Genomic DNA, 14,706 nt, shown 5'->3' on the forward strand with positions numbered 1-14,706 from the left:
TTAAGTAGCCGCCGGCAGCGCATCGGATACTTTCTGGAAGACGCCTTTGATTTTATCGCCAAGCCCAGTGCCGAACCCAATAATAACCAACGCAACTATCGCCACAATAATCACATATTCGATAGCCGACGCCCCCTCTCTGCGGCGCAGAAATAACTGGGCATGAATGTAAAACTTCAAGAACAGGTCAAGGATCATAGGAAGATCTCCTTCATGCGCCACAAAGCGCCGTTACAGCTGGCCCGCACAATGATTGCCGTGTGCCACTAGAGCATTGTCAAGAAATTTAACACTCACAACTGTAAGAACGCATTAATCACAAAGTATTAGTCGCCGCAAACACGCCGCACATCCTGTATTTACAGGACCACCCTTGAACCTCGGATAATTTTTTCGTTCGGTAATGGCATTTTGTCCTAGCTGAGCTACCTTCAAATAGCCAAATCGTTAGTTGTTCATCACAGCCAAGTTGCGAATTTAACTCGTTTGAAGTAACGGGAAAAAAACCGTGCAACAGGATAGGGAGAGCCGTCATGAACAGTCGCATCAGCATGGTCCTGGCTGGCTTGCTGCTTGTTGGGGCTTTGATTGCAGGGTATTGGGGCCTGGTGCTTAGCCGTTCTCCAGTGCCAGTGGCGGCCCCATCACCAGAACCTGTCATTTCCGTTGAAAAAACCGTCGCCGTCGTCGAGGACCAAACCCGCCAGCCGGTGGTGGTACTGGTACACGCGGTGCCGCCTTTCGTCGCTCTCACTGCCGCCGATGTGGCGGTGGAAAAACTGCGCACCGTCCCGGCCGGGAGCCTCACTAGCCTCGACCAGGCCATCGGCCGCACGCCTCTGCGTGCCCTGGGTGCCGGCACCTGGCTGAACGAAGAAAGCTTCACCGCCGGCGGCCCCCTGGCCCGCATGATCCGGGCGAATGAACGCGCCCTGGCCGTGGCCGTCGATGAAGTCATCGGGGCCGGTGGCCAGTTGAGCCCCGGCGATTACGTCGATGTGTTGCTGTTCCTGCGCCAGGACAATGCCAATGCCGAGCAGTCGGCACAGGTGGTTATTCCGGCGATTCGCCTGCTCAGCGTCGGCGATCAACTGGGCCTGGCCAACGACGGCCAACCCGCAGTGCCGCCACCGGCCACCGCCGAAGAACGCGCCCAGGCGGCCCAACGCCGTACCGCCGCGCGCAGCGTCGTGCTGGCAGTGCCAGAACCGTTGCTGAGCCGGCTGATGCTCGCCTCGCAGGCCGGCACGTTGCGCCTGGCCGTGCGCAGTGCCGATGAGCAACTGCTCAGCCGCTACTGGGCTGGCGAAAGCGATACCCCGGACAAAGTGCAAAGCGCCAACCGCGACCTCTACCAATTCACCCAATTGGCCCTCAGCGGACCGCCGAAGAAAATCGCCCCCACGGTTGCCGACACCGGCCAGCGTCGCGGCGTCGAAGTGATTCGCGGCGCAGCGTCAGCACCCCAAACCCCCTGATTGAACAAGGATGCCTTGAATGAGCCAACGCTACGCTCAATTGGCCTTGGCCTTGATGCTGCCGTGCTTGCCCGTGGGCATGGCGATGGCAGCACCGGGTAACTGCAACGCCCTGGGCCAATTGCCCGCTGTGGTTGAGGTGGGCGAAGGTTTGCAAACTGAACTGCACTCGCCAGTAGCGATCACGCGCCTGGCCATTGGCGACCCGAAAATCGCCGACGTGCGGGTCAATGGCGACCGCAACTTCCTGCTGACCGGCGTCGGCACCGGCGCCACCAGCCTGATGGTGTGGACGAGCTGCTCGACCGCCCCGCGCCAGAGCATGGTGTTCGTCAAGGGCAAGGCCACTTCGGCGCTGACCAGCCAATCGCTGTCGCCCTCCGAAGACCCGACACTGCCCAGCCAAGTGCAGACCGACATCCGCTTCGTCGAAGTCAGCCGTACCAAGCTCAAGGAAGCCAGCACCAAGATCCTCGGCATGGGCAAGAACTTCTTCCTCGGCAGCCCCGACCTACTGTCTCCAGCCGAGAGCGTGTTCAAATTGCCGGTGAGCGCTGACAGCTTCAACATCGGTTTCGGTGGTGGGCGGGTCAAGGCATTGATCAACGCGCTGGAGAGCAGCGGCTTCGCCTACACCCTGGCGCGCCCGAGCCTGGTGGCCATGAGCGGCCAGAGCGCGACCTTCCTGGCCGGTGGTGAAGTGCCGATCCCGGTGCCCAGTGCCGGCAGCGATACCATCACCATCGAGTACAAGGAGTTCGGTATTCGCCTGACCCTCACGCCCACGGTCATCGACCACAATCGCATTGCCCTGAAAGTCGCCCCGGAAGTCAGCGAACTGGATTACAACAATGCGATCCGCATCGAGGGCATCCAGGTGCCGGCCCTGACCGTGCGACGTACCGACACCAGCGTGTCGTTGGCCGACGGCGAAAGCTTCGTGATCAGCGGCCTGATCAGCAGTACCAACCGTTCCACCATCGCCAAGCTTCCGGGCCTGGGCGATATCCCGATCCTTGGCGCGTTTTTCCGTGACTCCAATATCCAGAGCGAAGAGAAAGAGCTGCTGATGATTGTCACCCCGCACCTGGTTCGACCCTTGGCGGCCAATGCGCAATTGCCGTCCTTGCCCGGCGAAAAACTGCGCAACTATGACCCGAACTGGTTCCGCCTGTTCTTCCTGGAAAACGGCAACTTCGACCGTCGCAGTGGACTTTCCCAATGAGCGATAGCCTGAGCCAGACCTTCCTGGCAATCACCCGCAACAGCACCGACCTGGAATGGCTCCAGGGTGCGCTGGCACCGCTGGGTCAAGTGATCAGCGTGGGCGGTGGCAGCCTCGACGAACTGCTGGCGCTGGTGGACGTAACCTTCGCCAACCTGGTGTTCGTGGGCCTGGACCGCGAGCACCTGGTGGCCCAAAGCGCCTTGATCGAAGGCGCACTGGAAGCCAAGCCGATGCTGGCGGTAGTCGCGCTCGGCGATGGCATGGACAACCAGTTGGTACTCAACGCCATGCGCGCCGGCGCCAGGGACTTTGTCGCCTATGGCTCGCGCTCCAGTGAAGTGGCCGGGCTGGTGCGGCGCCTGAGCAAACGCCTGCCGCCCTCCGCGCCCAATGCCCACCTTGGCGGCCTGACCGTGCTCTACGGTGCCCAGGGCAACACCGATGGCGCCCTGCTCGCCAGCCACCTGGCGATGGTGGTGCAAAAGAGCGGCCAACAAACCCTGCTGCTCGACCTCGGCCTGCCCAAGGGCGACAGCCTCGCGCTGCTGGGCCTGGAGAGTACCTTCAATTTCGGCGACGCCTTGCGCCACCTGCGCCGCCTCGACACCACCCTGATCAACAGCGCGTTTACCAGCACCGACACAGGCTTGCGCATCCTCGCCTACGCCGGCAACGAAGAGCCCCTGGAAGTGACCAGCGCCGCCGAGCTGTACATGCTGCTCAGCGCCCTGCGCCAGCACTTCCAGCACATCGTGGTGAACCTCACCGGCCAGGCTGACAGCGAAGCATTGCGCACCTTTGTCAGCCACTGCGACAAGCTGCTGTGGTGCACCGACCAGGGCGTACTCGACTGTCGCCGCAACCTCGCGGTGCTGAACCTGTGGCGCGAAAAAGGCATGAAGCTCGACCATGCCAAGCTGCTTGTCGACCGCTATATCAAAGGCTGCGCCCCCGACACCGAAGCCCTGGAAAAAAGCTTCGGCCTTGAGTGCATCGCCGTATTGCCGCTGAGCCCCGAAGTGCGCCTGAACGCCAAGAACCAGGGGCAAAGCCTGTTCACTTTGGCACCACGCGAAGCCTTGACCCAAGCCCTGCGTCAGCTGGGTGAGCGCCTGGCGAAACGCTCCGAGGGCATTGCAAAACCCTCGACGCGCTGGTTCGAGCGCCTGTTGGGGCCAGGTCGATGAACGGCGAAAAACTCTTCGGCGCCCCAACTCGCGGCGCCGCCGCGCACAACGATCACGACGGCCTGAAACTGGTGCTGCATCGCTACATCATCGACGCCATCGAGGAGTCCGGACAGAATTTGCTGGAAGGCTCGCGCCAATCCCTGGCGCAATTTGTCATCGACAAAGTGGCCGAATACATCACGCGCATGCACCTGGCGATCTCGCGCTATGAGATGGAGCGCCTGGCCGAAGAAATCGTCGATGAGCTGACCGGCTTCGGCCCACTGGAAGTGCTGCTGCGCGATGTGTCGGTGACCGAGATTCTGGTCAACGGCCCGCACCGGGTGTTTATCGAGCGCGACGGTGTGCTGTACCAGAGCGACCTGCGCTTTATCGATGCGCACCATGTGGAACGCGTCATGCAGCGCATCCTCGCGCCACTGGGGCGGCGTCTGGATGAGTCCTCGCCAATGGTCGATGCGCGCCTGCCCGACGGTAGCCGGGTCAACGCGATCATCCCGCCGATTGCCCTGGATGGGCCCTGCCTGTCGATCCGAAAGTTTCGCAAGGACATGCTCAAGAGCAGCGACCTGGTGGCGATGCAAACCATCGACCACAGTATCTTAGAATTCTTCCAGGAGGCGGTGGGCAAGCGCTGCAATATCCTTATCAGTGGCGGTACCGGTACCGGCAAGACCACCCTGCTCAACATCCTCAGCCAATTGATCAACCCCCATGAGCGCCTGGTCACCATTGAAGATGTGGCCGAACTGCAACTGGGCCACCCCCATGTGGTGCGCCTGGAAACCCGCCCGGCCAATGCCGAAGGGCATGGCGAGGTCAAAGCCAGCGACCTGATCCGCAACGCCCTGCGGATGCGCCCCGACCGCATCATTCTTGGTGAAATTCGCGGCGTGGAAGTACTCGACGTGATGACCGCCATGAACACCGGCCACGATGGTTCCATGAGCACCGTGCACGCCAACAATGCCCAGGACGCGCTGCTGCGCCTGGAGACCCTGGTGGGTCTGACCGGGCGCGTGGTGGCGGAAAAAACCCTGCGGCAAATGATCTGTGCGGCACTCGATGTGGTGATCCAGCTGACACGCCTGCCCGATGGGCGCCGGTGCGTCAGCGAGGTGGTGGAAGTGGTGGGCGTGCGCGATGACGTGTATGTCACCAATACCCTGTTTCGCCTGGACCGCCGTACCGGTTTTGGCTTCCTGCGCGAGGCGCTCAACCCGGCCGGCGACAAGCTGCGGCGTGAATCGGCATTGCCGTTGTAGAGGGCACCATGACAGGACTTCTCTTGCTGCTCATCTGCATCCTGCTGATCAGCCTGTCGGTGTGGCTGTTCCAGCGCGGGCTGCGCCAGGCCGGCACCGACCGCGTGCTGGAGCGTCTCGCCGACGGCCAGCCGTTGCCTGAGGAACCGAACGGCAGCTGGATTGCGCTGGAGCGCATGTTCCAGCGCGCCGGCCTGGGCAAGCCCACCGATCGCCTGGGGCTATGGCTGAGCGGCTGGGCGGTAGCCATGTTGCTGGGCTACCTGCTGGCCGACGGGCTGGGCCTGCTCGCCATGCTGATAATGCCGCCGCTGCTGCTGCGTGCGTATATCGCTTGGCGCTACCAAAGACGCGTGCAGCGCATGATCGAACAATTGCCGCAACTGCTGGACCACAGCGTGCGCAGCCTCAAGTCCGGCCGCACCCTGGCCGATGCCGTGCTGGGGGCTATCGACAGCACCGAGGCGCCACTCAAGCAGGCCATGAGCCGCATCCAGCGCAACGTGCAAATGGGCGTAAGCCTGCCGGAGTCTGTCAGCGACTTTGCCGAGTTCTATGAACGCGATGAGTTTCGCCTGTTTGCCCTGGGCTTGAAGGTCAACCACCGCTACGGCGGCAACGCCAGCGAATTGCTGGAGAACCTGATCAAGATGATTCGCGAGCGTGAGCAGGGCGCACGCCAACTCAAGGCCATGACCGGTGAAACACGCATGACCGCTTATGTGTTGGCGGGTTTGCCCATCGTCATGGTGGGCTACTTCCTGATGGTCAACCCGGGCTACCTGATGAGCATGTGGAATGACGGCACCGGGCGCTATTTGTTGCTGGCCGCGGTGGCGCTCGACATCACGGGCACCTTCGTGATGTGGCGCATGTTGCGGAGTATTTGAAATGGCGATTCTGATCAGCATCCTGCTGTTGCTCGCCGCCGTCGCCTTGATCGCCGGCAACCTGCTGGAGCAACGGCGGCGCCAGCGCATGGTCAGCCAGCGCCTGCAAGGCCACCTGACCCGCGAAGACAAACTCGGCAGCCTGATGCGCCAACTGGGCGCAAGCCAGGTGGCCCAGCGCTCGGTCAGCCTGGACAACGAAACACAGACCCTGCTCAACCGTGTCGGCTGGCGCAAGGCCAACCAACGCTCGATGTTCGCCGCCTGCCAGGTCGGAGTGCCGATCGTGCTGCTGGGCCTGACCCTACTGGGCCAGCAACTGCTGTTCCCCCATGCCGGCTCGCCGTGGATCGCGCCGGCGGTGGCCCTGGGGATTGGTTACCTGCTGCCCAAGCGCGTCCTGGCCCTCAGCGCCAAATATCGCCAGGAACGCATTGCTCGGGAAATCTCCACGTTCATTCCACTGCTGCGCATCCTGTTCGAATCCGGCATGGCGGTTGAGCAATCACTGCGAGTGTTGAGTACCGAAGCCCAGCGCCTGCTCCCTGACTTGACCCATGAATTGCGCCTGATCCTGGCGCGGGTCGACTCGGGCCTGGAGCTGTCCGAGGAGCTGGGCAAGACCGCACGCCTGCTGGCGGTGGACGAGTTCACCGACACCTGCATCATTCTTCAGCAATTGATTCAGCAGGGTGGCGGCGCGATGAAGTCGCTGCTGGCGCTCAAGCAATTGCTCGATGACCGCCGCCTGACCCGCCTGCAGGAATACATCTCGAAAATGTCGGCGAAGATGTCGGTGGTGATGATGGTGTTCCTGTTTCCAGCCTTGCTGATTGTGCTCGGGGGCCCGGCCATGATCGCCATCTCCCGCGCCCTGAATAACTTCTGAGGAGTCTGTTATGAAGCCACTGATTGTCGCCATAAGCGTGCTGATGCTGGGTGGCTGCGCCAGTAATGGCCAGGCTCCGTGGGCCGGCTTGCTGGCGTCCGGCAGTTGCCCCAAACCCAGCTCGGACCAGGAGCTGTCCTTGAACCTGGCCGACGACATGGCCAACGAAGGCAAGCTGCACGCCAGCCTGGCCAACCTGCAAAACCTGCCCGCTACCCTGCCTCAGGTGCGCCAGCGCCAGGCCCGCGCTTATCGCCTGCTGGGCCGCACCGAGGCCGAGCCGTTGTACCGCAGTTTGCTCGGCACCTGCCTGGCCGCCGATGGCGAGCACGGTCTGGGGCAACTGGCGTCGGCCAAGGGCGACAACGGCCAGGCCATGGCCCATCTGCAACGTGCGGCACGCCTGGCACCCACCGACGAAAAAATCCGCAATGACTTGGGCGTGGTGTACCTCGATCAACTGCGCCTGGAAGACGCACGCTTTGAATTCATGACCGCCATCGAACTCAAGCAGAGCGATCAATTGGCGGCGGTGAACCTGGTGACCTTGTTGATTTACCAGGACAACTGGGAGCAGGCCGCAAAAGTGGTCGGCCAACTCGGGCTGAGCCCCGAGCAAGTGACGCAGGCCCAGGCACGCGCACAACGCATCAAGGGTGCGGCTGCGGCAACGGTACGTCCATCCAAAGACCAGGTAGCGGCCGTCAGCGACACGCTGCCGGCGTCTGTGAAATAGGGAGCCGATGATGAAACTCCATTACCTCGCCAGCCTCGCATTGCTGGCCCTGCCCTACGCAGCATCGGCCATCGAGGCTGGACCGTCTTCGCCGCAGCAGGCGGAAACAGAAAACTGGATGGCCCTGCAACTCAGCGGGCGCGCAGCCTCGGCCAACCCGCAAAAGACCACGCCGGCGGAACGCGAGCAGGCGCTGAAGCGCTGGCTGGACAGCAACAAGCATCCGATCCCGGAGTTCTTTGATCAGAAGGTGGGCGGGTCTGCGCAGAGCGGGAGTAAATAGGGTGACTGTGGGAGGGGGCAAGCCCCCTCCCACATTGAATATCTACCGGCTTTTGCTCTGCCGTTGACTGGGCTTTCAGTGCGCCGTCACCCGCTGGCCCATCGCCGAGTTGCTCGGTGACAACGCCAGCGCCAACTGTGTGCGATTGTGCATATGGGTCAGGCGCAGCACCTGGGATACATACAGCTTGACCGTGTTCTCGGTGATCCCCAGTTCACAGGCAATCTGGTAGTTGGTCTGCCCCTTGCCGACCAGGCGCGCCACGTCCAACTGGCGCGGAGACAACTGATTGAAGATCGCCGGGATTTCCACTGGCCCGGCTTCGTCAGCCATCGCCTCGCCGTCGCTGGCCTTGGGCGCCGGGTTGCGCCGCACCCTGTCCAGGTCCATATACAAGTCGTTGATGGAGTCGGACAGGTACTGCAACTTCTGGTTAAGCGTCCCCAGTTGCAGGTCCTTTTGCCGCTCCTCCAATGCCGCTTCCTGGCGCTTGAGGCCTTCGAGCAGTTCATCCAGGTTGATCGGTTTCTGGTAGTAATCAGCGATCCCTGCACGCAGGGCCTTGATCACATCCTGCTTGTCGGCGCGCCCGGTGAGCATGATCGCTTCAAATGCACGATGCTTGCCGGCGACGCGTTGCAACGCCTGAACCAGTTCGATGCCGTCCATGTCCGGCATATGCAGATCGCACAGCACCAGGCCGATCAGAGGGTCTTCGCTGAAACGCTCTATCGCTTGTTTGCTGGACTCGCACGGGACACAACGGTACCCGCTGCTTTCAAGAAACTCACAGAGCTCCTCTACGATTAACGGTTGATCGTCGACTACGAGCACTTTTACTGCTGATGTAAGCTTGTTCACGCGCTACTCCATGCCTGGCAAGCCAAAAGGTGACCTATCCTTTCTGACGAAAAATCCCACAACCACTCATTAAACGTAGACGTACTTTCTGACTATGTACATACGACTAATCAACTCGAACGACTAGTGGATCCAAAGCCAGCAGGCCGCATAACCTGTCAGAACAAAGGGTGCAAAAGGTTGTTTTGTTGACACCTGCGCGTCCCGCTCTACATGGCTTGAGCTAAGGCCTTGATGCATAAGTGCCCAAGCCACCATGGCGATGCCCGCGCCAATCAGCGACCCCAGCAGATACGTGGTATTGGAGGCCAGGCCCAGGGCTGCCAACAACTTCACATCCCCGGCGCCGAAGCGGCCCAACGCATAACCCGGCAGGGTCAGGGCGAGCGCCAGCACCAGGGCCAGGCCGCCATCGCTGCGGGGAGCACCGAGCCACGTCGAGCCGGTCCACAGCAGGTAGATCAACGCCAGTAATCCGACGCCCAGGGTCAGCGTATTGGCAATTTGCCGCTGACGCATATCCTGTAAAGCGCACAGCCCCAACCACAGCAATATCACTACATTCTGGATCACGTAAAAAACATCCCTTTTTGCCGAATGATTCTATGCTGATATCAGGTACTCGCCTCAGGGTAGACGCAGTCATGAAATCAGGCCTCCCGAGAAAGCAAAAAGGTGCGGCGGCGATCGAGTTTGCCTTGGTCTTCGTAATCTTCTTTGCGGTGTTCTACGGCATGCTCAGCTACAGCTTGCCGCTGTTGCTGATGCAGTCGTTCCACCAGGCGGCGGCAGAAGGCGTGCGCCGCAGTGTGTCACTGGACCCAGGCACCGCAGGCTATTCGGCTTTGGTTGTGCAGCGCGCCAAAGATGCAGCCCAGGCGCAGTTGAACTGGATCCCCGGCTCCTTGAAGTTTCTGCCCGGTTACATCACCGCCACCTACACCAATAACTTGCTGACGGTGAAAATCACTTATCCATCAGCCAACATCAAAGCGGTGCTGCCGGCCCTGGTACTGCCTGGCGTTGGCACCGTTCCGAACCTGCCCACCAACCTGACCGCTACCTCGAGCCTTCAGTTTTGACGACGGGGGATAAATTGTTCGCACGCCTGCGCGGGCGCAGCAGCGCCTTGGCCCTGGATGCCCCGGCAACGCCTGCGCCGGGCCTGCAGTTGCAACTGGACAACCTGGGCCAGGTGCTAAGCATTGCCGGTAGCCTGCGGCCTCTGCTCGACCAACACCTGGCCAACACGCCCAACCCGCCGCTGCGCACATTGCTGTGCGCGAGCAGCGCGCTGAGCGTCGAAGGTGCACCGCCGCAATGGCAACGACAGGGTCTGGACCTGGACTTTCAGGGCGCCGCCGGCCTGGTTCTGCACACCCGCGGCTGGCTCGAGCCGGAGGGCGACGGCTGGGCCCTGCGCCTGCTGGATATCACCGACCTGCTGGCCGACCGGGCACGGATGCAACAGCGCGAACAGAACCATCAACTCGCTGGCCTGATGAGCGAACAACTGCGCGTGTGCAGCTTCAACCGCCTGTCACAGGTGTTCAACGAGCACCTGCGCAGCGTGGCCCAGCGCTGGCGCATACCTTGCGTGGCGATGGCGCTGCTCGACGAAGACGATCAGGGTTGGCGCATCTACAGCCAATACGCCGCCCATGATGCCCCGGCCCTGTGGCAAACCGGGCAGCATCTTGGCACCAGCCTCGACAGCCTGAACGGCAACATGCCTCTGAACCTGGACATTGCCCTGGGCCGCAGCGAAAACCCGCGCCTGCACAGCATCTTCGGCAACGTCGGCGGTTTGCTGGTGCCCTACCGCGACAGCCACGGCGTGGCGGCCTGGTTGTTGTGTGGCTGCTACGACGGCCAGGTGGATCACACCCGCGAACGTGACTGGCTCACCCTGTGCGCCGCCCTCGCCGCGCCACTGTTGAGCCGCCTGCGTGAACAGCGCCACCACCAACAACTGGAACGGGTGGAAGCCTTGCAAGGCCTGCTCGGCGCCGGCTGGTGGGAACTGTTGCCCGCCACCCAAGAGATCCAACTGGCGCCACAATTGCTGCGCAACCTGAGCCAGGAGGACGGCCCCACCCGCCAGGCCCTCGACACCTGGCTCGGATTGATCCACCCCGCCGACCGCCAAGCCCTCAATAGCCGCCTGAAAGATCTGCAAGCCCTGGGCAAGCCGTTGCTGACCAGCGTACGCCTGCAACGCACACAGGCCGAGCAGGCACCGCTCTGGTATCGCATACAGGGGCAAGTGCTGGGCGTGGGCAGTGAGCGGCGCTGGATCGGCTTCATGCTCGACATCAGCGACATCAAGAACCAGCAACTGCAAGCCGCCTCCGCCCATGCGCGCCTGGACAACCTGATTGCCAGCTCACCGGCGGTGATCTATGTACAGCGCTACGTCAACGGCGCGCTGCACCCGGCGTTTTTCAGCGCCAGCCTGTTACCGCTGCTGGGCTGGACCTTGGCCGAGTGCAACCACGACACCCTGGCAACGCTGATCCACCCCGACGACCGCGAACTCTACTTTGAACGCACCCGCCAACTGCTGCGCGAAGGCACCGTGCGCAGCCGCTACCGGTTGCGCGATAAACAAGGCCATTACCACTGGCTGCTCGACGAAGCCAAGCTGTTGCGCGACGACCTCGGCCTGCCGGTGGAAGCCGTGGGCCTGTGGCTGGACGTGACCGAAGCGACCCTGGCGGCTGAGCAAGTGCGCCAGAGTGAGGAGCGCTACCGCATCCTGGTGGAAGACTCACCGGCAATGATCTGCCGCTACCGCCCCGACCTGATCCTGACCTTCGGCAATACGCCGCTGGCCAACTACCTGGAATGCCAGCCCGCCCAATTGCCGGGCATCGACCTGGGCCAATGGCTGTCGGATGAACAACGCGCGTCCTTTGTGCAACGCATCGCACGATTGACCCCCGAATTCCCGGTCAGCACTGCCGAGATCAGCCTGCAACTGCCCGGACGCGAACATGCCTGGTGGGTGTGGTCCGACCGTGGCGTGTTTGATCAGCAAGGCACCCTGGTGGAAGTGCAAGCCGTGGGCCGCGACAACACTGAAGTGCGCCGCTCACAACAACAACTGACCCAAAGCGCCAAAATGGCCACCCTCGGCGAAATGGCCACCGGCCTGGCCCATGAGATCAACCAGCCGCTGAACGTAATGCATATGGCCGTCGTCAACGTGCTCAAGCGCCTGGGCAATGGCGATGTGCAAATCGACTACCTCACCGAAAAACTCCAGCGCATCGACGCCCAGGTGCAACGCGCAGCCCGGGTGGTCGACCACATGCGCGTGTTCGGCCGTCGCTCGGAAATCGAGCAGCAACCGTTCGACCCGGCGCAAGCGCTGGAAGGCACCCTGGCGTTGCTCAGCGAAGGCTTGCGTGGCAAAGGTGTGGAAGTGCGCATCACACCTGCGGACTTTGCGGTGCAGGTCAAAGGCTACGTCGATCAGTTGGAACAGGTGCTGATCAACCTGATGGTCAACGCCCGCGACGCGCTGCTCAGCCAGCACGAAAAGAATCCCGCCCTGCGCCCCTGGATTGCCCTGCACAGCGAGCATGACCGCCACCATGTACGCATCTGGGTCGAAGACAACGCCGGCGGCATCGACCCGCGCTTGCTGGAACGGATTTTCGAGCCGTTCTTTACCACCAAGCCAATCGGCGTAGGCACCGGACTGGGGCTGTCAGTAAGCTATGGGATTGTGGAAAACATGGGCGGACGCCTGAGCGTCAGCAATGGCGAGGCCGGTGCGAAATTTTGCGTTGAGTTACCCATCGTGCAGGATCAGATCACCAGGTAAGCCCGCCCCATATGACAGCTCAGGTTGGCGCCAACTTCGGCGTTGCCCAGGTTGATGCCCAAGGCACTGAGCAAGGTGTTGACGATAGGATCAAGGATCGGCGACAGCACGTTCTGGATCAGTCCCACCACCGCCGTGGTGATTGTCGCCAACAGGCCGGCCACTCCCGCCAGCGCACCACTGGACACACTGCCGCTGGGCGGCACATAAGTCACCTGCAAACCACTCAAGGTCGCTGTCAGACTCCCCACGATATTGGCGGTGCCGGGTGCGTTCTTGTAGGTCGGTGGCGCATTCATCTCAGCCACCGGTGCAAACAGGATATTACTGGTCTGCGCACCAATCGTAGAGTTGGCCTTCAACAGTAAGCCGCCCCCCACATTAGGTGTACGGGTAGGGCTGCACAGCAACGTCAGAACGACACAGTAGCGCTGGCCAAAATCGATCAGCCTGACCGGTTGCACGTTAACCGCAGCGGATGAAGAAAACGCAGCCACCGGATCGACCGTCCCAACCGCCAGGGTGGCAAGGGACGTAGTGGTCTTCACCGTCAACGACTTGGAGGCCGGCGAAGCACAGTTGAAATCAATGACGTTGCTTTGCGCGCTGCCGGCCTCTATGTAAATCGATAGCGTCTGCGTGACATCCACATCGGCCACATTGCACGCCACCAGACACAGCACACCGCCCACTACCGCCGGCAAGTTGAGGTTCAACAAGCCCTTGACCACCTGGGACACCGGCGTGCCCAGCCCGTTCAAGACCGAAGCCACGCCAGACACGACCTTGATGATCGGTGCTTGCACCGTCACCAATGTGCGCACTTGCGCAGTACGTACAAAAATCTGATCGGTCGGCGGGGTATTCAACAAGCCCTTCTTCGCCAAGGCGGGATTGCCGATGGCCGACAACTGCGGCGGTTCGATGACCTTGGTCTGGATCGACACATTGCCCACCAGCGGAATAGCGATTTGCGCCGCCGCACTCACGGCATTCTTGCTGCTGGACAACTGCGCCACCGCTTCGAGCAACTGAAACAGTTGCACATTGGTATTGAGCGCCGCCGTCGGCGTGCCGGTGGCAATGTCGATCAGGTCCCCCACGGTCAACAGCTTGGTGTTTGGTGCAATCGCCTCAATCGAAATCACATCATTGATGACTGCCGTGACCGCCGCTCCGTTTTGCTGCAAGACCTTGACCGCAGCGTCGATCAACTGGGTAGCGGAGACGGCTGTATTGAGCAATGCATCGTAGTCGCCAGCCTTCACGTTCAAGCTGATCGCCAACTGGTCCAGGTAACTGAGCAGGTTGACGTCGGTCTGCAGCAAGCCGTTCCAACCCGCCGCCGTGAGCGAAAGGTTGCCGCCGAGCAGGTTGCCGATGACCAGGTTGACCAGCGGGGATTTGCTTGAGTCGACGCTGGCCAGGCTGCTGCGGATCGACAACTGCGCTACAGGAGGCGGCGTCGCCGCGACAGCGGTGGCGCTCAGGTTGATTTGCGCGGTGATCGGCGCGCCACTAAAGAGGTTCCACAGGCCATTGGCGATGCTGCTCATCACCGTGCGCGAAGCCACCACGCGGATCGCGTCGCTCTTGGTGGCATCGGCGGTAAACACCCGGGTGTTCAGGGCGTTGGTGGCCAGGGTGCCGCACGTCACGGCCAGGGTGCGGCCATTGCCCACGACAAAACCATTGCGCGCAGCGTTTTGCGTGGCATAGGCGTTGGCCGTGGTGTTGGTGCCGCACTGGCCGCCCAGCCCGGCCGCTTCCAGCGCCGAAGTATCGGCGACGGACTGCAGCTTGCGCTTTTCCAGATACAGACGCCCGCTGTCGACCGCCAGCAACGTAAACACCAGGGCCAAGGCCAAGGTGCCTGCCGCCATCAAGCCAATTGCCCCACGCTGCCTGGAACCGAATCGGGGAGACATCGAAGCACTCCTGCGCTAACTCACCGGGGTTGCACTGGAGTGTAGACAAGGGACAGGCAGGTTGCTGGCAACTCGCCATATTGGCGACTGGCGGAGATGCCCTAATCCTGTAGGAGCGAGCTTGCT

General features: G+C 61.8%; 14 protein-coding genes. 10 read left to right on the plus strand and 4 right to left on the minus strand.

Going from position 1 to position 14,706, the window contains the following annotated elements; translation table 11 throughout:
* Positions 1 to 198, minus strand: a complete 198-nt coding sequence (locus QMK52_RS03935) for a Flp family type IVb pilin (RefSeq protein WP_005784449.1) — start codon at positions 196 to 198, stop codon at positions 1 to 3.
* Positions 199 to 533: 335 nt separating this feature from the next.
* Between QMK52_RS03935 and cpaB the strand changes: the two genes are divergently transcribed.
* Genes cpaB through QMK52_RS03975 form a run of 8 tightly spaced genes read left to right on the plus strand, consistent with a single transcriptional unit; the run spans position 534 to position 7,959 of the window.
* Positions 534 to 1,478, plus strand: a complete 945-nt coding sequence (gene cpaB, locus QMK52_RS03940; protein ID WP_320403830.1) for a Flp pilus assembly protein CpaB — start codon at positions 534 to 536, stop codon at positions 1,476 to 1,478.
* A gap of 19 nt (positions 1,479 to 1,497) precedes the next feature.
* Positions 1,498 to 2,703 carry a type II and III secretion system protein family protein gene (locus QMK52_RS03945; RefSeq protein ID WP_005784446.1) on the plus strand — a complete coding sequence of 402 codons (1,206 nt, stop codon included), beginning with the start codon at positions 1,498 to 1,500 and terminating at the stop codon, positions 2,701 to 2,703.
* Positions 2,700 to 3,893 (plus strand): AAA family ATPase, encoded by a 1,194-nt coding sequence (locus QMK52_RS03950; RefSeq protein WP_005784444.1) that lies wholly within the window; start codon positions 2,700 to 2,702, stop codon positions 3,891 to 3,893. Before QMK52_RS03945 ends, QMK52_RS03950 begins: the two co-directional genes overlap by 4 nt.
* Positions 3,890 to 5,161: a CpaF family protein gene (locus QMK52_RS03955; protein ID WP_320403831.1), complete on the plus strand. Its 1,272-nt coding sequence runs from the start codon at positions 3,890 to 3,892 to the stop codon at positions 5,159 to 5,161. Before QMK52_RS03950 ends, QMK52_RS03955 begins: the two co-directional genes overlap by 4 nt.
* A gap of 8 nt (positions 5,162 to 5,169) precedes the next feature.
* Entirely contained in the window at positions 5,170 to 6,051 is an 882-nt protein-coding gene (locus QMK52_RS03960) for a type II secretion system F family protein (RefSeq protein ID WP_320403832.1), read from the plus strand.
* Position 6,052: 1 nt separating this feature from the next.
* Positions 6,053 to 6,940 carry a type II secretion system F family protein gene (locus QMK52_RS03965; RefSeq protein ID WP_005784440.1) on the plus strand — a complete coding sequence of 296 codons (888 nt, stop codon included), beginning with the start codon at positions 6,053 to 6,055 and terminating at the stop codon, positions 6,938 to 6,940.
* 10 nt (positions 6,941 to 6,950) lie between these two features.
* A complete protein-coding gene (locus QMK52_RS03970) occupies positions 6,951 to 7,676 on the plus strand; it encodes a tetratricopeptide repeat protein (RefSeq protein ID WP_005784438.1) in 726 nt (241 codons plus the stop codon).
* A gap of 10 nt (positions 7,677 to 7,686) precedes the next feature.
* Positions 7,687 to 7,959 (plus strand): DUF3613 domain-containing protein, encoded by a 273-nt coding sequence (locus QMK52_RS03975; RefSeq protein ID WP_005784437.1) that lies wholly within the window; start codon positions 7,687 to 7,689, stop codon positions 7,957 to 7,959.
* A 75-nt stretch (positions 7,960 to 8,034) separates the two neighbouring features.
* Here QMK52_RS03975 and QMK52_RS03980 read toward each other — a convergent pair whose 3' ends face one another.
* Together QMK52_RS03980 and QMK52_RS03985 are read right to left on the minus strand one after the other, a co-directional pair.
* Positions 8,035 to 8,820 (minus strand): response regulator transcription factor, encoded by a 786-nt coding sequence (locus tag QMK52_RS03980; RefSeq protein WP_005784435.1) that lies wholly within the window; start codon positions 8,818 to 8,820, stop codon positions 8,035 to 8,037.
* Between the two features lie 123 nt (positions 8,821 to 8,943).
* The gene (locus QMK52_RS03985; protein ID WP_320403833.1) at positions 8,944 to 9,393 is read right to left on the minus strand and encodes a prepilin peptidase; all 450 of its coding nucleotides are present in this window, start codon (positions 9,391 to 9,393) and stop codon (positions 8,944 to 8,946) included.
* Between the two features lie 71 nt (positions 9,394 to 9,464).
* On the opposite strand from QMK52_RS03985, the gene QMK52_RS03990 reads away from it, so the two are divergent.
* Positions 9,465 to 9,902, plus strand: a complete 438-nt coding sequence (locus QMK52_RS03990; protein ID WP_005784432.1) for a TadE family protein — start codon at positions 9,465 to 9,467, stop codon at positions 9,900 to 9,902.
* Positions 9,899 to 12,652 (plus strand): ATP-binding protein, encoded by a 2,754-nt coding sequence (locus QMK52_RS03995; RefSeq protein WP_320403834.1) that lies wholly within the window; start codon positions 9,899 to 9,901, stop codon positions 12,650 to 12,652. The genes QMK52_RS03990 and QMK52_RS03995 overlap by 4 nt, the downstream gene beginning before the upstream one ends.
* Here QMK52_RS03995 and QMK52_RS04000 read toward each other — a convergent pair.
* The gene (locus QMK52_RS04000; protein ID WP_320403835.1) at positions 12,637 to 14,580 is read right to left on the minus strand and encodes a pilus assembly protein TadG-related protein; all 1,944 of its coding nucleotides are present in this window, start codon (positions 14,578 to 14,580) and stop codon (positions 12,637 to 12,639) included. The genes QMK52_RS03995 and QMK52_RS04000 overlap by 16 nt on opposite strands.
* Positions 14,581 to 14,706 lie beyond the last annotated feature (126 nt).

The organism is Pseudomonas sp. P9_2 (genome assembly GCF_034008255.1).
GTDB lineage: Bacteria > Pseudomonadota > Gammaproteobacteria > Pseudomonadales > Pseudomonadaceae > Aquipseudomonas > Aquipseudomonas synxantha_A.

Bases quoted from the DNA above. Each gene is read 5' to 3' on its own strand.
- QMK52_RS03935 (WP_005784449.1), bottom strand. From the start codon at position 198: ATGATCCTTGACCTGTTCTTGAAGTTTTACATTCATGCCCAGTTATTT.
- cpaB (WP_320403830.1), top strand. From the start codon at position 534: ATGAACAGTCGCATCAGCATGGTCCTGGCTGGCTTGCTGCTTGTTGGG.
- QMK52_RS03945 (WP_005784446.1), top strand. From the start codon at position 1,498: ATGAGCCAACGCTACGCTCAATTGGCCTTGGCCTTGATGCTGCCGTGC.
- QMK52_RS03950 (WP_005784444.1), top strand. From the start codon at position 2,700: ATGAGCGATAGCCTGAGCCAGACCTTCCTGGCAATCACCCGCAACAGC.
- QMK52_RS03955 (WP_320403831.1), top strand. From the start codon at position 3,890: ATGAACGGCGAAAAACTCTTCGGCGCCCCAACTCGCGGCGCCGCCGCG.
- QMK52_RS03960 (WP_320403832.1), top strand. From the start codon at position 5,170: ATGACAGGACTTCTCTTGCTGCTCATCTGCATCCTGCTGATCAGCCTG.
- QMK52_RS03965 (WP_005784440.1), top strand. From the start codon at position 6,053: ATGGCGATTCTGATCAGCATCCTGCTGTTGCTCGCCGCCGTCGCCTTG.
- QMK52_RS03970 (WP_005784438.1), top strand. From the start codon at position 6,951: ATGAAGCCACTGATTGTCGCCATAAGCGTGCTGATGCTGGGTGGCTGC.
- QMK52_RS03975 (WP_005784437.1), top strand. From the start codon at position 7,687: ATGAAACTCCATTACCTCGCCAGCCTCGCATTGCTGGCCCTGCCCTAC.
- QMK52_RS03990 (WP_005784432.1), top strand. From the start codon at position 9,465: ATGAAATCAGGCCTCCCGAGAAAGCAAAAAGGTGCGGCGGCGATCGAG.
- QMK52_RS04000 (WP_320403835.1), bottom strand. From the start codon at position 14,580: ATGTCTCCCCGATTCGGTTCCAGGCAGCGTGGGGCAATTGGCTTGATG.